Origin of the sequence: Leptospira bouyouniensis (assembly GCF_004769525.1) — a bacterium.
In the GTDB taxonomy this organism is placed as follows: domain Bacteria; phylum Spirochaetota; class Leptospiria; order Leptospirales; family Leptospiraceae; genus Leptospira_A; species Leptospira_A bouyouniensis.
Map to the genome: position 1 here is coordinate 430,247 of NZ_RQFT01000007.1, position 21,904 is coordinate 452,150.

23 protein-coding genes are annotated in these 21,904 nt (G+C 37.1%); 11 read left to right on the forward strand and 12 right to left on the reverse strand.

The features are described 5' to 3' along the window. Positions 1-22: 22 nt before the first annotated feature. Genes pgsB through EHQ43_RS08115 form a run of 5 tightly spaced genes read left to right on the forward strand, consistent with a single transcriptional unit; the run spans position 23 to position 3,609 of the window. Positions 23-1,219: a poly-gamma-glutamate synthase PgsB gene (pgsB, locus tag EHQ43_RS08095; RefSeq protein ID WP_135770679.1), complete on the forward strand. Its 1,197-nt coding sequence runs from the start codon at positions 23-25 to the stop codon at positions 1,217-1,219. Then, the gene (gene pgsC / locus EHQ43_RS08100) at positions 1,212-1,676 is read left to right on the forward strand and encodes a poly-gamma-glutamate biosynthesis protein PgsC (protein WP_135740936.1); all 465 of its coding nucleotides are present in this window, start codon (positions 1,212-1,214) and stop codon (positions 1,674-1,676) included. Before pgsB ends, pgsC begins: the two co-directional genes overlap by 8 nt. Next, positions 1,676-2,806: a poly-gamma-glutamate system protein gene (pgsW, locus tag EHQ43_RS08105; RefSeq protein ID WP_135742392.1), complete on the forward strand. Its 1,131-nt coding sequence runs from the start codon at positions 1,676-1,678 to the stop codon at positions 2,804-2,806. The genes pgsC and pgsW overlap by 1 nt, the downstream gene beginning before the upstream one ends. A gap of 6 nt (positions 2,807-2,812) precedes the next feature. Continuing rightward, positions 2,813-3,001: a hypothetical protein gene (locus EHQ43_RS08110; protein ID WP_135770681.1), complete on the forward strand. Its 189-nt coding sequence runs from the start codon at positions 2,813-2,815 to the stop codon at positions 2,999-3,001. A gap of 50 nt (positions 3,002-3,051) precedes the next feature. Further along, entirely contained in the window at positions 3,052-3,609 is a 558-nt protein-coding gene (locus tag EHQ43_RS08115; RefSeq protein WP_135742391.1) for an LIC_12238 family plasminogen-binding lipoprotein, read from the forward strand. On the opposite strand, the gene EHQ43_RS08120 is transcribed toward EHQ43_RS08115, so the two are convergent. Then, positions 3,593-5,584, reverse strand: a complete 1,992-nt coding sequence (locus EHQ43_RS08120; protein WP_244242706.1) for a hypothetical protein — start codon at positions 5,582-5,584, stop codon at positions 3,593-3,595. The genes EHQ43_RS08115 and EHQ43_RS08120 overlap by 17 nt on opposite strands. A gap of 160 nt (positions 5,585-5,744) precedes the next feature. Here EHQ43_RS08120 and EHQ43_RS08125 point away from each other — a divergent pair, with 160 nt between their 5' ends. Both EHQ43_RS08125 and EHQ43_RS08130 read left to right on the forward strand, forming a co-directional pair. Beyond that, the gene (locus EHQ43_RS08125) at positions 5,745-6,413 is read left to right on the forward strand and encodes a hypothetical protein (RefSeq protein ID WP_135740933.1); all 669 of its coding nucleotides are present in this window, start codon (positions 5,745-5,747) and stop codon (positions 6,411-6,413) included. A gap of 131 nt (positions 6,414-6,544) precedes the next feature. Then, positions 6,545-8,668 (forward strand): response regulator, encoded by a 2,124-nt coding sequence (locus EHQ43_RS08130; RefSeq protein ID WP_135770684.1) that lies wholly within the window; start codon positions 6,545-6,547, stop codon positions 8,666-8,668. A gap of 20 nt (positions 8,669-8,688) precedes the next feature. On the opposite strand, the gene EHQ43_RS08135 is transcribed toward EHQ43_RS08130, so the two are convergent. The 9 genes from EHQ43_RS08135 to EHQ43_RS08175 all read right to left on the reverse strand — a co-directional run bounded on the left by EHQ43_RS08135 (position 8,689) and on the right by EHQ43_RS08175 (position 14,642). Then, positions 8,689-9,018 (reverse strand): hypothetical protein, encoded by a 330-nt coding sequence (locus tag EHQ43_RS08135; protein WP_135770686.1) that lies wholly within the window; start codon positions 9,016-9,018, stop codon positions 8,689-8,691. Further along, a complete protein-coding gene (locus EHQ43_RS08140) occupies positions 9,015-9,245 on the reverse strand; it encodes a hypothetical protein (protein ID WP_244242708.1) in 231 nt (76 codons plus the stop codon). The genes EHQ43_RS08135 and EHQ43_RS08140 overlap by 4 nt, the downstream gene beginning before the upstream one ends. A 373-nt stretch (positions 9,246-9,618) precedes the next feature. Continuing rightward, the gene (locus tag EHQ43_RS08145; RefSeq protein ID WP_208730986.1) at positions 9,619-10,332 is read right to left on the reverse strand and encodes a phosphate signaling complex PhoU family protein; all 714 of its coding nucleotides are present in this window, start codon (positions 10,330-10,332) and stop codon (positions 9,619-9,621) included. A 117-nt stretch (positions 10,333-10,449) separates the two neighbouring features. Then, the gene (locus tag EHQ43_RS08150) at positions 10,450-10,926 is read right to left on the reverse strand and encodes a chemotaxis protein CheW (protein ID WP_135740930.1); all 477 of its coding nucleotides are present in this window, start codon (positions 10,924-10,926) and stop codon (positions 10,450-10,452) included. A 20-nt stretch (positions 10,927-10,946) separates the two neighbouring features. Then, positions 10,947-11,684 carry a hypothetical protein gene (locus EHQ43_RS08155; protein WP_135770688.1) on the reverse strand — a complete coding sequence of 246 codons (738 nt, stop codon included), beginning with the start codon at positions 11,682-11,684 and terminating at the stop codon, positions 10,947-10,949. 171 nt (positions 11,685-11,855) lie between these two features. After that, complete coding sequence (locus EHQ43_RS08160) at positions 11,856-12,926, reverse strand: mannose-1-phosphate guanylyltransferase (RefSeq protein WP_135740928.1); 1,071 nt, start codon at positions 12,924-12,926, stop codon at positions 11,856-11,858. A 52-nt stretch (positions 12,927-12,978) separates the two neighbouring features. Next, positions 12,979-13,230, reverse strand: a complete 252-nt coding sequence (hfq, locus tag EHQ43_RS08165; RefSeq protein WP_012387504.1) for an RNA chaperone Hfq — start codon at positions 13,228-13,230, stop codon at positions 12,979-12,981. A 21-nt stretch (positions 13,231-13,251) separates the two neighbouring features. Next, complete coding sequence (gene miaA, locus EHQ43_RS08170; protein WP_135770690.1) at positions 13,252-14,142, reverse strand: tRNA (adenosine(37)-N6)-dimethylallyltransferase MiaA; 891 nt, start codon at positions 14,140-14,142, stop codon at positions 13,252-13,254. Further along, positions 14,139-14,642 carry an FYDLN acid domain-containing protein gene (locus tag EHQ43_RS08175; RefSeq protein WP_135770692.1) on the reverse strand — a complete coding sequence of 168 codons (504 nt, stop codon included), beginning with the start codon at positions 14,640-14,642 and terminating at the stop codon, positions 14,139-14,141. The genes miaA and EHQ43_RS08175 overlap by 4 nt, the downstream gene beginning before the upstream one ends. A 104-nt stretch (positions 14,643-14,746) precedes the next feature. Between EHQ43_RS08175 and EHQ43_RS08180 the strand changes: the two genes are divergently transcribed. Next, entirely contained in the window at positions 14,747-15,526 is a 780-nt protein-coding gene (locus EHQ43_RS08180) for a pyridoxine 5'-phosphate synthase (RefSeq protein WP_135770693.1), read from the forward strand. On the opposite strand, the gene EHQ43_RS08185 is transcribed toward EHQ43_RS08180, so the two are convergent. Then, the gene (locus EHQ43_RS08185; protein WP_135770695.1) at positions 15,495-16,523 is read right to left on the reverse strand and encodes a hypothetical protein; all 1,029 of its coding nucleotides are present in this window, start codon (positions 16,521-16,523) and stop codon (positions 15,495-15,497) included. The two genes, EHQ43_RS08180 and EHQ43_RS08185, sit on opposite strands and share 32 nt — an antisense overlap. 91 nt (positions 16,524-16,614) lie before the next feature. Between EHQ43_RS08185 and EHQ43_RS08190 the strand changes: the two genes are divergently transcribed. Next, complete coding sequence (locus tag EHQ43_RS08190; RefSeq protein WP_135770697.1) at positions 16,615-18,456, forward strand: S41 family peptidase; 1,842 nt, start codon at positions 16,615-16,617, stop codon at positions 18,454-18,456. Between the two features lie 54 nt (positions 18,457-18,510). Beyond that, on the forward strand, positions 18,511-20,112 hold the full coding sequence (gene nadB, locus EHQ43_RS08195; RefSeq protein ID WP_135740922.1) for an L-aspartate oxidase: 1,602 nt from the start codon (positions 18,511-18,513) through the stop codon (positions 20,110-20,112). A gap of 143 nt (positions 20,113-20,255) precedes the next feature. Here the strand turns inward: nadB and EHQ43_RS08200 are convergent, their stop codons facing one another. Continuing rightward, a complete protein-coding gene (locus EHQ43_RS08200) occupies positions 20,256-20,471 on the reverse strand; it encodes a hypothetical protein (RefSeq protein WP_135742389.1) in 216 nt (71 codons plus the stop codon). Between the two features lie 112 nt (positions 20,472-20,583). On the opposite strand from EHQ43_RS08200, the gene EHQ43_RS08205 reads away from it, so the two are divergent. Next, the gene (locus EHQ43_RS08205) at positions 20,584-21,876 is read left to right on the forward strand and encodes a tyrosine-type recombinase/integrase (RefSeq protein ID WP_341867037.1); all 1,293 of its coding nucleotides are present in this window, start codon (positions 20,584-20,586) and stop codon (positions 21,874-21,876) included. The last annotated feature ends 28 nt before the right edge of the window (positions 21,877-21,904 follow it).

Below are 21,904 nucleotides of genomic sequence, written 5' to 3' on the forward strand. Positions count from 1 at the left end.
TGTATCATCTGGAAATTTTCAAATGAAACCAAATGCCACTTTATTTTTCCTCATTCTTTTGCTTTTGATCATTTATTACACAATCGAAGTTATTTTACACAAAAAGACATTAAAAAAATTCAAACATAGAATCCATGTCAATGGTACAAGAGGAAAATCGAGTGTAACAAGATTAATACGAGCAGGTCTCTCTTCTTCGGGATTTTCTGTTTTTGCAAAAACAACTGGCACACTCGCAAGAATGATTTTCCCAGATGGTTCCGAAACATCCATATCCAGATTCGGAAAACCTTCAATCCTCGAACAAATCCAAATTTTAAAAAAAGCAAATTCAGCAGGTGCTAATATTGTAGTTTTGGAATGTATGGCTTTGGAACCACGTTACCAATGGGCGAGTGAAGGACAAATATTACAATCGGATATTGGAGTCATCACAAACATCAGGGAAGACCATTTGGAAGTAATGGGACCTCAACTTTTGGATGTCGCCAAAACATTATTATCAGCTTGTCCCATCAATGGAACTCTCGTAGTTGGACCAAATCAATTCGAAGAAGAAATTCTAGAAGTTTGTTTGGATCGAAATACAAATCCAATCTTAATCAAAGAAGAAGAAATTGAATCCATAACAGATGAAGAAATAGTAAAATTCCCATACTGGGAACACAAAGAAAATGTTTATGTTGCTCTAAAAGTATGTACATTACTTGGGATCGACAGAAAACAAGCTTTAGATGCAATGTGGAAAGTTAATCCTGATCCAGGTGCCCTTTCCGTTTTACCAATTCATTTTTTTGGCAAGGAGTTTGTGTATGTCAACGCAATGGCTGCAAATGATCCGAATAGTACAAATCTCATTTGGAAATCTATTTTAAATAGATACCCAGAAATCAAAAAACGTTTCATCTTATTCCACACAAGAGACGACAGACCCGAACGCACAAAACAGTTAACGAAAGAATTTGCCAATTGGGGTAATTATGATGCAGTGATTTTAATTGGTACTTCTACTTCCTTAGCCTTCAAATATTTAAAAAGTTTTTCCAATGCAGATATTCCCATTTATGTTTGGGAACATTTGAGTTTAGACGGAATCTTTGAATCTTTACTCTCTATACTTCCTAAACAATCATTGGTTTTTGGAATTGGTAATATTGTTGGACTCGGAATGGATTTGTCTTTATATCTGAAAAATAGGTCAGAACAAACATATGAATGAAATTCTCCCTTTATCAATTGGACTTAGTTTGGTCATCAGTTTAATTTTTTCTGAGTTGTTTGGCATCTTGGGAACTGGTTTAGTCGTTCCTGGTTATCTTGCTTTGTCATTGAATCATCCAAAAAACATAGCACTCACTTTCCTCATCGCATTTTTATCTTTCATTTGTGTTGAGATACTTTCCAATTTTTTACTTATCTTTGGAAAAAGAAAAATCGTCTTTATTTTGTTATTTGGCTATTTTTTTGGATATTTACTTAATTATCAAATTTTACCTGAAATCGATTTAAATTATTTATCTGAAGTAAGAGGGATTGGATTTATCATTCCTGGACTAATCGCTGTTTGGTATGAAAGGCAAGGTGTTTTGGAAACTACTTCAGTATTGATACTTGCTGCTATTTTTGTGAAAATCCTTTTAATTTTTCTATTGGGAAATGAATTAGAAAGCCTATGATGACAAAAATTTATTGGTCACCTTGGAAACACTCTCGTATTGCTTTGTTTCTACTTGCAATCCTTGGTATTTTGGGTTTACTTCTCATAGAATCTTGTAAGGTAAAAAAAGAACAACCTTACTTCAAAAAAAAGTTACATGCTGCAAAACTAGCTGAGCGTGGATTTCAAATTCTAAAACCTGAACTCTTAAAACATAAAAAACCAGATTACAAAGAATTTGATCCAACTAATTCAGGGCTCATCGGTGAATTCCTAACACCTGTTACAAGTAATAGTGGTTCATTACCTGCAAAACAAACTTCCATCAATCCTAATTTTGCTGCTGTGATGGTTCAATTTTTTAAAAAAGCAAAAGTAGAAGAAGGAGATACTGTTGCTGTTGCCATCTCTGGTTCTTTTCCAGCATTAAACATTTGTTTGTTTGCAGCATTAGAGACTCTAAAACTAAAACCAATTATCATCTCCAGTGCCTCTGCCTCACAATTTGGAGCCAATCATCCACAGATGTTGTGGTTAGATATGGAAAAAGAATTAGAATCTTCAGGGATATTTTCATTTCGTTCTAGTTACGCATCTCTTGGAGGAATCCAAGACAAAGCAGCAGGTACTTCCAAAGAAGGAAAAGAACTTCTATTACGTGCGCTACAACGTAATAAAGTCAAGTTACTAGATCCAAATCATTTTGATGATTCTATCGAAAAAAGAATGAAATTTTATGACGAACTTTCCCAAGGAAAACCGATCAAACTTTTTATCAATGTGGGAGGGGGAACTACCATCCTTGGAACTAGCTTAGGCAAACAAGTGTTTAAAAACGGACTCATCACCGATCTACCAGAGGAAGTTCACATTCCCAATTCCGTGATCAAATCATTTTTAGAAAGAGAAATCCATGTCATCAATTTCATCCAAATCGAATCACTCGCAAGGAAGTTTGGACTTCCGTTGTCTCCGAAAAAAATACCCAAACCAGGAGAAGGGAAAGTATTTTATTCGGAAGAATACAATCCCTATCTTTATGTTTCCGTTTTCTTTTTTTTGCTCGTTGGTTTGTATGGTGTCACTAGATTGGGATGGGGTGAAAACGAAGAAGATCGTTACCTACCCAAAACACTGCGATCTAGGTAATCGAAAATGGCAAAAATCATCGTTTTATCCATCTTACTTTTTTTGATTTTACGGTTTGTGAGTCGTATCCTCATTTTGCCCGCAAAAATCGCAGAAGAAATTGGGAAACACCCAAGGGAAGAGTTCCGCATCAAACAAAACCCTCCAAAATCCAAAGAAAAAGACATTTCTGACCGGGGAAAAATTATCGAATAAATCTTAAATTCGAAAGGAAATTCGAAAGTTTGGACGAAACTTTAAGTATGATGAGACAGAATTCGTCCAAGAAATTACTTTTTCCTATTCCGTTTCCTAAATTTTTACATCATTCTCTAAAACAAATTCTATTCACATTACTGTTGTTACTTTTAATTCAATGTGGTGTACCCAAAGGGGAATTTGGATGGACGACAACCAAAATGGAAGAGATGGACATCTTAGAACAACATATCCAAACCATCACTGATTACAAAATGATGAGAGATGATCTCATTTTTTCACCAACCGATACGATTCATTATGTTTACCAATTTTCAAGAAATCCTGGTTTAGAAACAGATTTCCATATTTCACTCAACCGTTATGAATTGGATTTTGTTGAAATTGATATCAAAAAGAAAAGGGTAGAACCAGATACACTTGCCATTCGAGATGAATTTTCCCTATTACGAACTGGTGAGTACTTGATTAAAATTGTATATGAAGGTGATACCGTAGATGAAGTAAAGTTTCGCGTTTTGCCAGTTGAAGGTTATACACAAGAAAACCTTGAACAAGAATTAGCCGGCGATCAAACAGATGAAATTATTAAATACTCTCGTTGATGGGTGGAAGAATATTTCCAGTTTCTAATATTTTTTTAATCCTTTCCAATTCTTTTAATGCGACTCTTACTTCTGTCTCGCCACCTTCTTTGATCACAAATTCATAATATTCTTGTGCTTTTTTAAAATCTCTATTTTCTTCAGAGAGAACTCCCAAACGAAATAAAATTTTTATCAAAGGGATTTTGTTCCTTTTGGTTTCTAAAACACGAATCACAGCTTCCTGATCCTCAATTTTTAAATCCATCAATCGGTATTGAGATAATATATCATCCAGTGTAGTGACCATTAAGTCTTTTTTGAGAGTTTGTTTTTTTTCAATCAACTCCATTCGTTCTTTTTCTGCTAGGATAAGTTTCTCATCAATTTTTTTCCATTGCATGAGTGCGATATTTAACTTGTTTTGTTCTAATTCATATTTCTTTTGTTTTTTATCTTTTTTACTGAGAAAAAAATAAGCAATAGATTCCATTTCAGGAACACCTGTATCATCCGCTAGAGATGGATTCCAATCTTTACTATTTTTATCTAACCAATACTCTAAGAAGGTAGACCCTCTCTCGGGATCTCCAATTTTCTGATTGAAAAATACACCAATTTCATAGGAAACTCGCGTTTTTTCTTGGGTATCCGCACTCAATTGAAAATAGGTTTCATAATAATTTCCAGCGAGGATGTTTCGTTTTAAGTCAGAATTAATTGTTGCTAAACGTAAATTAGCCTTAATGATTTTTTCTTTTTCATCTTCAGAAGGATTTGGATTTTTTAAATATTCGGATAACGCTTTTTCATAAAAATCTGCTGCTTTTTCTTTTTTCCCATCTTGTCTAAATTGTTCTGCTACATCATTTAGCACATTTGGATTTTCATTCCAAATTCGATAAGCTCTCTCTAAAATTAATTCATAAGCAAAAAAGTCAGTATTACGTTTATAATCAAAGAGAACATAAATGCCCTTTCCTGCTGTACCCAATTTATTAACAATTTTTAATCTTTCTTTGTTATCATCTTCCAATTTTTTGATAACATTTGCAAACGCATACAAATCATTCGATTCAATTTGTTTTCTTTTTTTTAGATATGTTAAATACCTTTTGTTATAAGAATCATCATAACTAACTTTTGCTTTTTTACGAGCATCATCTAACAATCGTACTTCATCATTCCAAAGTTTTGACTGAGGTAAAAGATCAGATAGTTTTTTCCCTTCACGTATCCAAGCACTTTCTTTAATATGTATTTGATCTTTAGTTTTTTTGTATTTTTGTTCCGCTTGAATCCACTCGTTATACAACCTTTCATGTTCTTTCGCAGCACTTTCATCATATCCAAGTACATCTTCTTTTTGCCACTCTCCTAAACGATACCCTTCTTCCGTCATTTCTAATGGATGGTAACGAAACGCAGCAAGATAATGCCTAAGAGCTGGTGCAAATTTTTCAGATTCAACATAGAGTTTGGCAAGTTTGGTGTGAAGGTAATATAGAAGTGGTGAATCACGAACGATAAAGGTTTCAGTATGTTTGTGTGTACTTTGCCAGAGTAATAAACGGATATCATTCATCTCTGTTCGTGAATTGTATACATTTCCTTTTTCTCTGTCTTCCCAAATCCGCTTCTCTTCAATGAATTGACTATAATATCGTTTTAATAATCCTTCCGCCTCACGAATCTTAGTTTCTAAATTTTTCGGACCCGATTCTTGGCCAGGGTCAACGGGAAGATCTGCACCTGGCACCACAGGTACATCAGGAGCATTTGGATCTGTTGGTTTTGGTTCCTCACGGAGAGCAATACCTGAATCTTCATCAATATTGATTCTTTTTTCCGTGTCGAGGGATTTGATTTCCTCCATGGAAATCACTTGTAATGGAGAAAGATACAAACCAGAGAGAGGATTTCGACGATCCTCTTCCCCTGCCCAAATTGAAATTTGGAATAAGAGGCAAAAAAAGCCAATGGTCAACTTGGACATACTTTTTTTTGAAACCAGATTGACCAAGTTCGGTGACACCAAATCCCACTCCTACCTATTCTGAATTATCGGCGAAAATTCAATTTTCCCAATACAAAAGGTGTTGTATTCTTTTCCAAGTTACCGTTCACTAAACTACAAATACAAACAACAGAATTCTATGTCCAAAAATATAGTCGAAAGGTATCTCGTTCTTAAAAATAAATATCGGAATTATGATACTAAGTATGCCCTCAAACGAATGCAAGCCTTTCGTCTCGCAACCCAAGAACTCTCGAGAAAAGGTTATGAAGTAGCTCTCGAACTACTAGGTTCCATTAATTTTGGAATTGTTGACCCCACTTCCGATGTAGATTGTATTTTGTTACTGGAATGTGACCTACATAAAGACCAAGGTTCTTGCCCAAATCATTGCAATAATTTATCTTTTGTTAAAAATGAAATTTCTAAGTTTGTCACGAAACGATTGGCACCAGAATCATTTAACATTGATTATTTAGATTCTATCAATTTAAAATATGTAGAAGAAAAAATCAGAACAGAATCGGTATTGGGTGATGAAACACTTTTTTGTTTGTTATTCTATCGAAACATTGGTAGACCTGTCAATCGCCCTCTCTTCATTCCCTTTTGTGATCAACTAGAAGAAAATCATGATTTTGTGAAAGAAATTATCCCATGGGCGTCGGAGGCATTGGAAGGGTATCTAAATACCAACCAACACAGAATGTCTTTTAACAAATACAACGAGAGAATTCGTTCCCGTGGTTTAAGTTTACCAGAAGGGTTACAACAAGAATTACAAGCTTATATGGAAGGAAAGTCCTAAACGTAAACAATCTTAGTAGAAACAACAGTCAATAACCACACAAAATTTTCTATTTTGAATCACGTACGTAAATTTAATACATTCTCTAATATTCTTCTTTACTACTATTCTTTTCAAAATAGAGTATCGCCATGTTGGACAGAATTTGGTTACCGAGAGGAATATTGTTTCCCTATCTTTTTACCAATTTTGTTTTATTCATTTTTGTCTCAATTGCCTTTGCTTATTACACTGCAAGTGAACGAAATATTGACGCGGCGGAAGAAAACAGACATAAATCTTTGCAAATTGCAAATGAGCTTCGACATTCCTCAGACCAACTAACAAATTTAGTACGGTTGTTTGCAATCCAAAAAGAGCCCAAATATAAAACGTATTTCCAACGAATTCTCGAAATTCGAAATGGTGAAAGACCAAGACCCGAAAATTATGATTATGCATATTGGGACCTAGTCATTGCTGATGAATTACCTCCACCAAAAGAAGAAGGGGAAAAAATCAGTATCTATGATGCCATGGAGCAGGCAAATTTTATAGAATCAGATTTTAAATTACTCTCATTATCCAAAGAAAAATCAGATGAACTTACAAAAATAGAATTTGAGTCTATGGCAATGATTGAAAGTGAATTGAAAACTGGGAAATCCAATCCCAAAGCAATTCATATTTTATTTGATGATCATTATCTCCAATGCAAGGCAGAAATCATGAAACCAATCAATGATTTGTACCACCAATTGGATGATAGGACATCACAAGCAATCACCGATGCAAAAGAAAAAGTGTTTTTCCTAAGATCTATTTTAATCTTTTCAGGTATAATTTTTGGAATTAGTTTGTATTTAACTCATAGATCCTTGGTGTCCATTATGGGAGGGAGTGTTGACGAAGTACTGAGACGTATTTCTTTACTAGGTGAAGGAAAGTTTACTGGAGAAATCCTTCCAAACGATGATAAAAACTCAATTCTTAACAATTTGAATACGACTCAAAAAAGATTACAAGAGTTATATGAAGAAAAAGAGATGGCTAGTCGAGCCAAATCAGAATTTTTAGCTTCGATGAGTCACGAGATCAGAACTCCTCTCAATGGAGTGATTGGCATAACGCAAATTTTATTTAAAACCAATTTGGACGAAGAACAAAAGTCATATATCAAAACGATTGCAGATGCTGGAAAGGCGCTATTAAACATTTTAAATGATATACTAGACTTTTCCAAAATTGATGCAGGTAAGTTAACAATTGAAAAAATTACGTTTCATTTAAAAGAATTAGTCAAAGAAATCTTTGATTTATTTTTGATCGAAACAAAAACAAAACATTTAGAATTCACCTATTCTATAGGCGAGGATGTGCCAGAGGTGATCATTTCTGACCCTAGTAGAATTCGCCAAATCCTATTTAATTTAATAGGGAATGCTATCAAATTCACTGAGTCTGGATTTGTAATGTTACATATCCAAAAAAGGAATGAATTCCTTTTCTTTGCAATCAAAGATTCTGGCATTGGAATTTCTCATAACAAATTATCCTCCTTATTCCAAACATTTTCTCAAGTGGACACTTCCACCTCACGCAGGTATGGTGGAACAGGCTTGGGTTTAGCGATTTCGGAACGATTGGTGAAACTTTTAGATGGAACCATTGGTGTCGAGAGTGTGGAAGGAGTGGGTAGTACATTTTGGTGTTTATTACCTTTCTCTATCCCAAAGAAACAAGATTCCAATCTTGTACTAAATTATGTTAAAAATCCGAATGTGAATATACAGTCTTCTATTCAAACAGATCCCAAGTTAACGCAAAAGATTCACGAAATCAATCCATCAGATAAAACCAACTCTCAACCTTTTGTAGACCAAAGATTTCTTGTAGTTGAGGACAATGTTTTGAATCAAAAAGTGATTGGTGGTTTACTCAAAAAACAAGATATCTCCTTTGATTTGGCAGAAAATGGAAAAGTTGCAGTGGAGTTGTTTCAAAAAAATCATTATGATTTGATCTTAATGGATTGTGAAATGCCTGTGATGGATGGATTTGAAGCTACACTGAAAATTAGAGAATTGGAAACATCCAAAGAAAAACAATCCATCATCATCGCGGTCACAGCACATGTATTAAACGAACATAGGCAAAGGTGTTATGAAGTGGGAATGGATGGATTTATCAGCAAACCGTTTTACATCGAAGATTTGTTGCAGACATACAAAAATATAGTGAATAGTAAAAGAGCAAAAGAAGGATCATTCGAATGATCTACTATTTTTGAGCGAACTTAAATTTCCGATCTATCAGGAATCAAATGATCCAAATTACCGTCACCATAAGTTTGTAAAACTTGTGAGATGATTACTTTGTATCCGTCATACCATTTGTCATATTTGGATTTAGCTTCTTTATGATCAGAAAACGATTTTAATGCCGCCAATCCATTTTCAGATTGAAAGTAATACACAACAGCCAAAATTCCTTTTTCCTGGTTTGACCATTGGTCTCTTCCTAAATATTCAGGATGGTTTGTTACAAATTTTTCAATGGAGTTATCTAAGGATTCAAATTCACTATCAGAAGATTTTTGTTTGAAGATAAATGTCGCTGAGATCATAATTTAAACAAAGATAATTCTTTGTTCAATTCGACAATGAGAGAATTTAATTCAGATGAGGATTTGGCTGTTTTTTCAGACATCATCGATAATTTTGCAGTGTCATTTGCTAGATGGTGGACCGATGTTCCCATTTCTTCATTTACTTTCTTTTGTTCTTCCGTTGCAAACGAAACAGAAGAAGACCTATTGACTATGTTTTCAGATTGTTTTCTAATTTCTTCCACTTCAGTGTATAAGCTAAGAAAAACCCTTTCGGTTTTTGTTTGGAAACAATTTCTTTCGATTTCATAAGCAAGGAATTCTTAAAGGATTCATATTCCATTGTCAAATGAATTTAATGGGTTGGTACGAATTCCTTAATCTTATGATATGAGTAGATACCACAAGACCAATACATCCAAACTTGTGTACAATCTGTTCAAATATCAGAAATTTCTTTCTCATTTAGGTTACAAAGGAGAAATGACAAGGACAGTATTTGATTTCTATTTTGAGAGGAAATTGTTTTTTAAAAAGGTTAACTTTTCTTCGAATCGGTAATTGATGGAGATTTCAAACCATCCTTAGAATGATTTAAATAATTTTTTAAAATCTAGTTTACTGATATAAAGCCGATTTCGATTTTACATTTTCCAAATGGCGTATGTCTTTACCCGTATTGAGACGAACAAGTTCCTCAGCAACATTCACCGCATAATCACCTAATCTCTCTAATGCGAGAATAATTCGATACACATCGGCAAATTCTTGTTTTTCCATATCAGGAACGGCTCTATATTTTTGGAAGGCTTGGTCACAAAGGGCATTGAGTTCGTCTTCTAAAGAATTCACACTTCCCATAAACCTTTCTTTTTCTTCCACAAGGGATTCTATCGCCATGCCTGCAAGTGTAGTGACTCGTGACAAAATCAATGTCATCGGTTCTTCATTTTTAAAAAGACCTTTGCGAATGGTTTTATGACGGAACACATCCGCACAATTCACTACTTGGTCTCCCATTCGTTCCATATTCCTTGTGATCCGAATCGCAGAAAGAGCAAACCTGAGTGGATCTTTTTTCAAAACAATATCATTGTCCACATCTCCCATCCCCAGGATATTTCGGTTACTCACCGCTTCTAAGATGGCATTTTGGGAAAGGTTATCATTTTCTTTTTCTAAATCATCGATTAGGTCATCTCGTTCGACAATTTTAAGTGCCAGTTCATAATCGTCAGCTTCCAAGGCTTCACTAAGAAGGATCACTTGTTCCAAAACAAGTTCGGCCATGGAGTATAAGTTTTTTCGTAAGTAATAAAATTTTGAGATGATCATTTTATTTTTTAACTTTGAACGAAATATTGAAGCATAAAAATGAAACCCCTTTGAACTGGTTTCGCTTCAAATGTTTTTTCAATTTTATACCCATTACAATTTAACTTACGTTGGTTAGACGGTAGCTAACTCGGTAATTTCTTCCACTGTGAGAATTTTTTCAATATCGATGAGAATGATGAACCGATTGTCTTTTTTACCAACACCTGTAATGTAACGAGAGGAGATTCCTTTGACAGAAGGTGGAGGTGGATCCACTTGGTTAGCTGGAAAATGCACAACATGTGACACCTTGTCTACGATGACACCAATCGATTTGCCAGATACATTGATGACAATGGCACGGTCAGCGGTCTCTGAAACATTTTTGATATTCAAACGTTTGGCAAGATCAATCATCCTGACGACTTTACCTCGGATGTCCATGATCCCTGCAAAATAACTTTTGGATTGTGGAACACGGATTAGGTTTGTGATCTTAACAATTTCTTCTACAATTGTGATGGGGATGGCATACTCTTCATCGCCCAAATTGAAAATTATATATTGTTCATGAATGAATTGGTTTGCTTGGGATGTTTCTTTTGCCATATCAATTTCTACTACTACGTCTAAAAATAGACGTAGCCGTTGTAGAAAAAATATGAACCGAAACTGAGAAATGACAACACTTTTGTCATAAGGACAGAACGTTTTCTCACAAGAAAATCCAGAAGGCCTGCGACCATCCCTAAAATTCCTAGACTGAGTCCTAATACGACATAATCATAATATACATAATAGACCAAACAGCCAAATCCAACGCCTAGACAGATATCTTGCAAATCTCCCCAGACCCTTCGTTTGAAACGTGTCCAGAGCGAACCTCGTGCTTCTCTCGCCTCTCTCCGTTCCCTTCTCCAACGTTGGAAACGGGTCTCGCGGACAATGCCAAAAATAGAATCATAACGAGTGGAAGGAAATAAGGCCGATTCCATCGGTCCACGAGTGTTTCGTTTTTTTTCCGAAACATCTGGTTGGAAAGGAGGGTAAATTTCATACGCTCCACCGATGTTTGCCAACATGTCTTTGTCAGGGAGGGAACTGAAGTATTCGCGAAATGGCCAAATCTTACGAAAGACTGGATAAGCACGCCCAGAAGTAATGTCCTTCTCGGATTGCACGGTTCCGTTTTTCACGGTGGCTCCGTACATACGCCCTTTCTCTTCTTTGATTTCGACAGATAAACGAACGAGTTGTTCGTGAAAATTAAACTCAGCCTCCAGGACATCCCCGAGAGGTGTTTCCATGGTAAATGCTCGGATGAAACCGGGTGTGCGGGGTTTCTGTTTCCTCCAGACTTGTTTCATAACAAATCTATCGGAGGAAACATTAAGTCACTGAAGAAAGATTATTTCTTCTTTTTGTGTCTGTTGGCTCTGCGTTTTTTCTTACGTTTGTGGGTTGCGATTTTTCTGCGCTTTCTCTTTTTTCCGGAAGGCATTCCTTCCTCCTTATATCAAGCCTGTTCTGTCAAATTTCTAGTCGAGGTACTTTTGTAAAACTTTATTTTTCCGCATATTGGATAACATTGCTTTGATCTCACCTACACCATCTCTTGAAGTCACAAGGAGTACGTCTGGTTCTTCCACAACGATGAGATCTTTCACACCAAGAAACGCTATTAACTCTTTTTGAACGGATGAAATATTCCCTGATGCTTTGTGGTAGAGAACTTCTTTTCCTTGGTGGTGGTTTTTCTCTTTGTCTCCAGGTAAAATTCGTTCAAGAGACATCCATGAACCAACATCATCCCAATTGAAGGTTGCTTCCACCATACGAATACGATTCGACTTTTCCATGATGGCAGTGTCGATGGCTTCAGAAGGTAACATTTGGAATGCAGTTTTTAAATCCCCAAAGTTCTTAAATGGAAATCCATTTTTTAATGGACCAAGGATATGTGGGGCATGGCGCTCGAGTTCAGACAGAATGGTTTCCGTTCGGAAAAGGAAAATCCCTGGATTCCAATAAAAATTCTTTTTTTTGATGTATTTGAGTGCTGTTTTGAAATCAGGTTTTTCAAAGAAGGCTTTCACCGTATAACCAACATCAGTTGGCTTACCAGTGCTGATGTAACCATACCCAACTTCGGGTCGGTTTGGTTTGACCCCAAGTAAAACCATCCCATTGGCCGTTTCGTAAAGAGCTGCCTCAATGGTTTTTGTGAATTCTTTGATGGGATCAATGAATGCATCAGCAGACAAAACAATAAGATTCGGGTTTCCGTATTTTTTTTGAAAGTAAAGAGCCGAAAGAGCAATGATAGGGGCTGTATTTTTTCCTTCTGGTTCGATGATGAAATTTCCGGAAGGAAATTTGGGATCTTTTTTGAGGATCTCTGCCTTAAGAGTGGCATTGGTCCCGATGTAAATACGATCCAAAGACGTAATGGTTAAGGCACGGTCAATTGTCTCTTTGAGTAAAGTTTTATTGGAATAAACTTTCTGGAGTTGTTTTGGGGAATTCGTGCGGGAACGAGGCCAAAACCTCTCCCCCTTTCCTCCCGCCATAATCAGAACCACAGGGGTTTCTTTCGGTAATTTAGCCATAGGGTTTGGAACCAGAATTTAAAAAGGGAAAGAGAGGAAAACTAGAAAAGTATTAAACCCCACCTGCTTCCTTGGGAGTTTCTTCGCTATGAAGTTTGATTGGTTTTGCAGGGATGATGGTCGAAATGGCATGTTTGTATACCAAATTCTGTTTGTTTTCATTCTCTAAAATGATTGTGAAATTGTCAAAACTGACAACCTTTCCTTTTAATGGCACTCCATTTAACAGGTAGATGGTGAGATCGATTTTCTCTTTTCTTGCTGTGTTTAAAAGTTGGTCTTGGATGTTATTTTTTGCCGACATTGGAAATCCCGAGTGTTCTCTCTATCTTTGTTCTATATTTGTATACAATTGGACAGCGGCATCATAAGAAATGGGCGAAAGGAAAGGTTCTTTTTTGAACCAAGTAATTTGCCTTTTCGCATAATTTCTGTGACTTTGCGCCAGCTGTTCAATGAATGTATTAATGTCTATCATTCCATTTAGGAATGCAAGCGCAAAATTGTAACCTAAGGTTCGTAACCCTGGGCAGTCTGGTCCATATTTAGAAACAACTTCTTTCGTTTCTTCTATCATACCACCGACGATTTGTTCCACTCGAGTGTTGATTCGATTGTACAGAATTTCCCTTGGCCAATCCAACCAATGACCAACTAGTTTTATATCTGGGTTGTCCTTTAAAAACCCTCCTACAGTTTCTTTAGAAACATCCGACCACAAAACTCCTGTGAGTACAACTTCCAACGCACGTTTGATGCGATATCCGTCTTGGTAGGATAAAGTTTCCATCGCCTTAGGGTCTTTTTGTTGGAGCATCAACCTCGCCTCGTCAAGCGGAAGTCCCAATACATACTCTTTCGTTTCTTTGGGTACGTTTGGTACGGGAAACATCCCCAAAAGAAATGCTCTTAGGTAAAAACCAGTCCCTCCAATGAGAAAGGGAATTTTCCCTCTACTTTGGATGTCCGAAATGGCATCTCTTGCCATAAGGGAAAACTGGTTGGCATTGATGGTTTCGTTGGCATTTAAAAAACCAATCAGCCAATGTTTGATGGTAGAGGATTCTTCGGGAGTGGGTGCCGTTGTGCCTACCGGGAGGTCCCGGTAGACTTGGCGAGAGTCAAAAGAAACAATTTCAAAACGTTTTGGGTCGAGTGATTGGGTGAGTGAGGTTTTTCCAGAACCGGTAGCTCCACCAAGGATGGGAAGGATCACTCCTCTTCCTCGGCAACGACCTCCTCTTCTTCGGTCTCTTCCAATTCTTCCGTTTCTTCTAAGAGTTCATCATCTTCAATGACTGGCTCTTCCTCTTCTTCCACTTCGTATTCAGAGCTACGAATGGCTGCCATACGGGATTTGATCGCTGGTTTTGCCAGTTGGTCAGCTCCACATTTCGGGCATTTTTTTTCAGGTTTGTTCAAATCATAAAACTTCGTTCCGCAAGAGTAACAATTGAACTTCTTTCCGAGAGGATTGTTTGGATCAATTTTTACGGCAGGCGCTTTGGTTTGTGGGTTGGGTTTCTCCTTGGATGCTGCGGCAGTTTTTGGAGCTGGTACAACTTTCCCCTTGGTAGCAGGGGCTTTAGACCCAACTACGGTCTTTTTTTTATCTTCCTTCGGGGAAGAGGACTTGGCGTCCTTACTCGGTTTTTCCTTGGCTACGACCTTTTTTTTGGGTGGAGCCTGCTTCTTTGCTGCTTTTTTTGCGACCATAAACGTACTTTTGACAGTTTTGGAAATCCTTGTTTAGGGACAACCTTTTTGAAATTGGACGGTTTTCTCCTGGATGAAAATTAATGAAAAGTTTTTTTTTTCCTATGACCCAATTAAGTGTCAATGTCAATAAGATCGCCACTCTCCGCAATTCGCGCGGGGGATCCCTCCCCAATGTCCTAAAATTATCAGAGTTAATCTTAGATTCCGGTGCCCATGGAATCACAGTCCATCCTCGTTCGGATGAAAGGCATATCACCAAACAAGATGTATTCGAATTAAAGGATTTTTTACGAACTTACAACGAAAAAATTACTAAATTAGGATTTTCTAAAAAAGAATACAATATCGAAGGTGAACCAAGTGAACGCTTTGTGGATCTCGTACTGAAAGCAAAACCAGACCAAGCCACACTTGTCCCCGTAAAACCGGGGGAAATCACTTCGGACCATGGATTTGATTTTCGTGATCCGAACACATTTACCACACTCAAACCAATTGTAGAGGTATTTCGAAAACAAGGCATTCGAGTTTCTCTTTTTATGGAAACAGATTTTAGTGTTTATGACCAAGTGGTAGCGCTTGGAGCCGAACGAATTGAACTTTATACAGGTCCTTTCGCAGAGGCATATGATTCATCCATTGAAGAAGGAAAAAAGATTTTTATCAATTACCAAAAAGCGGCGATAGAAGCAAACAAACTTGGATTAGCTGTGAATGCTGGTCATGATTTAGATACAAATAACTTACAAATCTTTGCAAAACTCCCTCACTTGGAGGAAGTTTCCATTGGGCACCGATTGATGGCCCAAAGTTTAGTAGATGGATTGGAAAAAACGGTAAAGGAGTATCTCAAAGTTCTTTCGCAAGGGAACGAATTTTGATGTATTGAGGGTCTTGTTCGATGAGGAGTTTCGCAGCCCTTTCCAGTGCCGTGGCCATAAGTGCTTCTGTTTTTCCTTTTTGTTTTACAAGTTGTACTTCTGCAATGAATTGCTTAAGTGCTTCTTTGGCTTGCGATTCGTTTCCTGAAAGGGCTGCCAGTTTGACTTTTTTCCAAATTTCGGTGATTTGTGCTTGGGATCGAAAAGAGCCACCCGAGGTGGAAATATTTCCATCAGAACCTGAGGAAACACTAGCAGACACAGCACCTGGAGTGGAACCAACCATTTCTTTCCCCAACTCGCCTCGGTGGTAACTACTGGTATCCCAAATTTTAGTAAAAGGATCTGACTTCATTTGGTCAGCGTAGAGCCTTTCTTTGTACGAAAGATTTGGATTTCTTACCATTTTTTGTAGTACAATTTGTTCGTTCGGCTCCAACCTTAAGAAACAATTTGCAAAACTCCCACGTTTCAAAGAATTTTTTGTGAAGACTCCTCTTTCGATTAAGAACTGAAATGGTGGGAGTGCTCGTGGTTTTGCCTCACGGCATTGGATTTCCAATTCGGAGAGAGTTGCAAGGACTTCGCCGTCATAGGAATGAGCTTTTAAATCGTTTAAGTTTCCTGATTTTTCTGCAGAGATCCGCAACATATTTTTGTACAAACTGTCGTTCGGATTTTTTTCCAATGCTTTTCGAAATCCAGTGTAACTTTCACTAAAATTCCCACGTTGGTATTCTAGAAGTCCCCACATGTAACATAAGTATCCATCGTCTGTATCTTTTGTTCGACAAACATATCTTAGACGAGACATAGCGTCATCTTTTGCAGAAGGGTTTTCCCAAACATCGAGCAAAACCTCTTCCAAAAAAAGAAGGGTTTCCAAACTATATGGATCACGATTGGGGTTCTTTTCTGGTTCTCGGGAACAAAACCCGAGAGAAAGGGCAAAAATCAGGACAACGAATGCGCGCATGTCACCGTCTATGATATACATGTGTCCTAGATTTGTCCCGATTTTTTTTGTGTTGCCTAGGCTGGAAATTGGGAAATTCTTAGGATAATCTATCCACTATACGAGAGATCCATTGAAACGATTTGTTTATCTACTATCCTTTTTCACCCTTCTAAGTTTTGCCTTCCCTGTTGGGTTTATTTCCTGCGAACCAGAAGCGAAAAAAGCACAAAACCGCGAGACCAATTTCACTTATGTAGACTTCGAAACTGTCATTCGAACGGTAGACAAACTGTACATTGACAAACATATCAATGTCAATCGGGCTTACACTGATGCAGCAAGTTTTGCCGCTTTGAGTTTACCCCACCCTCTTTATATTTACCCAGAAAGTTATTTCAAAGAAAGAGAAAAATACGACGATAGAGAAGACATTTGGCCTGGAACCACTTTCAAAATTTCTCCATCTGATAAATTTGTGATTTTTGATCCTGATTATCCACAAGTGGAAAAAATCCAAAAAGAAAAACGGAAAAAAAACGAAAACAGAAAGTTATCTGATGCTGAGCTCAAAAAACTCATCGAAAAAGAAAAATTAAAAAAATCTGTGATCTCTGCCCGTTGGGAAGAAATCAATTTTTCCAGAAAAGAATTTGATCGAGTGATCACATATATCCAAGACAATTTAGAAAAATACAAAACTCCTGTCCTCAAAGGACTCGTGGAACTTGATGGGGAACTTCCAGAAGAAGAGGAAGAAGACAAAAAAGAATTCCGCATGGAACAAGTGTTTGTTGCCGCTGCCAATGGTTACTTAAACTCACTCGACCCACACTCCAATGTATTTTTGGAAGAAGTTTGGGAAGAATCCATGTCCAAAATTAGCGATGGATCCTTCGAAGGGATTGGCGCCATTCTTTCTGGTGGTGGAAGTAGAGAAGTCATTGTTGAAAATCCATTGGAAGGAAGTCCTGCCCTAAAAGCTGGGATTCGAAGTGGTGACAACATAGTTGCCGTTGATGGCAAGTTGATTAAAAATTTATCCCTTGATAAAGTGGTAAAAAAAATCAAAGGTCCAAAAGCCACAAAAGTTGTATTAACCATCTCCCGTAAGGGCAACACAGGTAAAATTGATATCGAAGTGATTCGTGATAAAATCACAATCAAAAACGTAACCTACCACCTTGTAAAAGAAAATCCACAAGTCGCTTATATCAAACTCACTGGATTTGTAAAACCAGGGAATGGTGAACCACCAATTGACACTCAAATTGCAGATGCTTTATCCGAAATGGAAAAAACAGCAAAAGAAAATGGCAAACCACTTAAGGCTGTCATCCTAGATTTGAGAGGTAACTCTGGTGGGTATTTAGATTTGGCGGTCGACATTGCCGACATGTTTATCGAAAAAGGAATCATTGTTTCGACAAGGACCCCAGGAAGAAGTGATGATGAAAAACCAGCTAAAATCAAAGATATCACAAAACTACCGTTAGCGATTCTCATGAATTCAAAATCAGCTTCGGCATCAGAAATTGTTGCTAGTGCCATCCAACACCATGGAAGAGGGATTTTGCTGGGAGAAAGGACATTTGGAAAGGCAACCGTCCAAACGTTGAAAAAACTAGATAACAACCCAAACTATCTTTTAAAGATTACAAATGCAAGATACTACTCTCCATCTGGAAAAACCATCCAAGTGGTTGGTGTATCTCCTGACATCGAAGTATCGGAAGAAGCGGACGGAACATTTCCATTCCGATATCGCGAAGAAGATATGTGGAACCATTTACCACTAATCCCACATGAGGGAGTTGTAAAGTCTAGATTCAATATCAATGCAATCAAAGAATATGCCAAAAAGAATGGGAAAGCAGAAACATATTTAAAAGAACATGCAAATGACGCGATCAAACCTGACTACATGTTGATTCGAAGTTTGGATTATATTGAAGGAATGATCAATTCAAAATAATAGATTCTTAACTTTGAATCTATTGATTAGAATTAAAATGAAATTGGATCAATTGTGACAAGAATCAAATCAGATTTTCTGATCATAGGAAGCGGAGTGAGTGGTCTCTTTACCGCATTAAAATTGGCTCCGCTAGGTTCAGTGGTGGTAGTCACAAAAAAAGCAGATTATGAATCCAATACCAACTATGCACAAGGTGGTATTGCTTCTGTTTTTGACGATAAGGACAAATTTGAAGAACATATCCATGACACCTTAGAATCGGGAGCTGGTTTATGTGACCCAGAAGCGGTTCGGGTGTTGGTGGAAGAAGGTCCTACTCGTGTCAAAGAATTATTGGAACTTGGTGTTCCATTCACTAGAAACCAAACCGGTGAACTAGATTTGGCACGTGAAGGTGGTCACAGCAAAAATAGGATCATTCACTCGCTTGATAGAACCGGGAGTGCCGTCGAACAGTCATTACTTGACAATGTGCACTCAAATCCAAACATACAAATTCTCGAAAACCATGCTTGTGTGGATCTTATCACCAAACACCATTTAAAAGACAAAGATAACTTACCTTTACGTTGTTATGGTGCTTATATCGTCGATACAGAAACTGGAGAAGTTTTCCCTGTGCTTGCTAAAAAAACCATTTTAGCGACTGGAGGAGCCGGCCAAGTTTATCTACATACAACAAACCCTAATATTGCCACAGGAGATGGGGTAGCAAGCGCTTACCGAGCAGGTGCCATTGTCAAAAATATGGAGTTTTATCAATTCCATCCAACCTCTTTATTCCATGAACAAGGAAACAGCTTTTTAATTTCAGAAGCTGTGCGAGGTCATGGTGGGATTTTACGCGAAATCGGTGGACGACCTTTCATGAAAGATTATCATGAAATGGGAGAACTGGCTCCAAGAGATATTGTGGCTCGTGCCATTGATGACACGATGAAAAAAAGAGGTGAACCACATGTCCTCCTCGATATTACTCATAGACCCGCTAATGATATCATAAGTCACTTTCCATCCATATATGAACGATGTAAAAAACTCGGAATTGATATCACAACAGATCCAATTCCTGTAGTACCTGCGGCACATTATATGTGCGGTGGAGTTGCCACTGACCTTTTAGGCAGAACAAACATTGCTGATCTTTATGCTTGTGGTGAAACTACATGCACTGGTGTCCATGGCGGGAACCGATTGGCATCCAACAGTTTATTGGAATGTTTGGTATTTTCACATCGGATTGCCGAAGACATCCGTTCCCAAGGCAAACTAAGTTATTCTTTAGAAACAGATTTGATCCCTGATTGGAACAAGGAAGGAACAACAAATACAGAAGAATGGGTTCTCATCTCTCATGACTTGATTGAAATCAAAACTATTATGAGTAATTATGTAGGCATAGTACGGTCGGATATGCGATTGGAAAGGGCACTTCGTCGTTTGAAATTAATCTCACAAGAAGTAAAAGACTACTACAATCGCACAACAGTTTCATTGGGTTTATTAGAACTTCGTAATTTAGTAAAGGTAGCTGAGTTGATTGTCAGATCGGCATTGTTAAGAAAGGAAAGTCGGGGTCTTCATTTTAGCACTGATTATCCAGAAGATAGAACCCCATCTAGGCAAGATACAATCCTATCTCATAAATTGTAACAAATCCAGCGCCAGGGACCGAAGCGAAAATCCTTTCTCGGCAAGAGAAAGATTGTAGCAAAGGGCCCGGTCCCTTTCCAAATTAGATTTGATAGTCGATTGTTTGGAGGCGCCCACATAATATCAATTGAGTGATAATTATATCAACCTCGAATTCCTAAAATTGTGTAAACGATGCCAAGTACGACAGGTAAAATTGAATAACTAAAGACGTGAATGAAATACCCTCTTTTTTCTCCCCATTTTTGTTTCATTGGTTCTAATTTCCAAAAAAAACTCGGTTTGTAGAGGCGTAAAAGATAGGTGGTGATTCCATAAATGATAAAAAAGATTCCCAATCCAACTGTGACTAAATTCATATAACTCCCTTTTGATTTCACTTTGGGCGAAAGCATGAACTTTCCAAGAAAAAAAAGTTTTGGGTTCGGATTCGATTTGTCGTAAAGGGAGCGGTGTGATAGAGGGAGCGTATTGGGTGGCGGGTCCAGAACCCCACCCAATTCAGGGCGGGGATCGTACATTCGCGCGCGACCCGCAGCCTTTCATAAATCCATTAACCAACATTTTATCATAATTTATCAAAAAATCGAACTGAACTTAGAACCAAATCGCAAACAATCCACCTATCTCTATGAATCCAATAAGGTTAGGTGTTTTATGATCAAACTCAGATATGTTACAAGTGATAAACGATTCCATTTGAGGTTTCCTTATTCAAAATTATATTACAATATAGCTAAATCAATTCCTAAAGCCATTTACCATCCAGAAGATAAAACTTGGTCATACCCTAACGATTTTAATTCCATAAAACGCGTATTAGCCGAATTTACCGAATATGATATTCGATTTTTAGTTTGCGAAATTCCAAAACAATGTGGAATATTAGAAGATTTTTTCCGAGCTGCAAGGGAACGTAATTTTTCATTTTGTACAACAAAAACGTATTACTCTCACTTATACCAACTTCTGGTATTTACTGAAAAATTACCAACTAACATCAACTCAAAAGATTTGGAAAATTATTTAGATTTTCAGGTAAAAGAAAAAAATGTAAAATCAGCGACCATTCGTAGTGCTAGACAAGCTTTCATTTTTTACTTCAGAGAAGTAAAAAAACAAATGAAACACTTAAAATTTCCAAAAATCAAAACAAATGTCAATTTACCTGAAGTATTGTCAGCAGAAGAAACAAGGGCGATATTCAATTCACTTCCCAATTTAAAACATAAAATGTTATTACTATTAAGTTACTCGGCTGGTTTACGAGTCAGTGAAGTGATCCATTTACAGGTAAAAGATATTGACCTTGAGAGAAATATGATTCGGATCACACAAGGAAAAGGAAAAAAAGACAGATATACCATGCTTGCAAACTCTCTCATTGATGAATTAAAAGAATATATAAAAGTCAGAGAATATAATTTACTTTTAAAATATAGTTATAACGAAGTGAAAAATATTCCTTGGTTATTTCCAGGTGCAAACACGAGACCACTCCATGTTCGAACGGCTGAGACAATATTTAACCAAGCAACAGCCAAAGCAAAAATCACTAAAAAAGTCACCTTTCATAGTTTGAGGCATGCTTTCGCCACACATTTGTTAGAACTTGGAACTGATTTAAGAATGATTCAAACTTTACTCGGGCACACAAGTGTCCGGACAACACAGATTTATACAAAAGTAGCAAGGAGTAGATTGGAAAATATAAAAAGCCCATTGGACCAAATGACAAAAACAAATTCAAAAACTATTTCGTAAACCAGCAAATCCCCATTATTTAACCAAT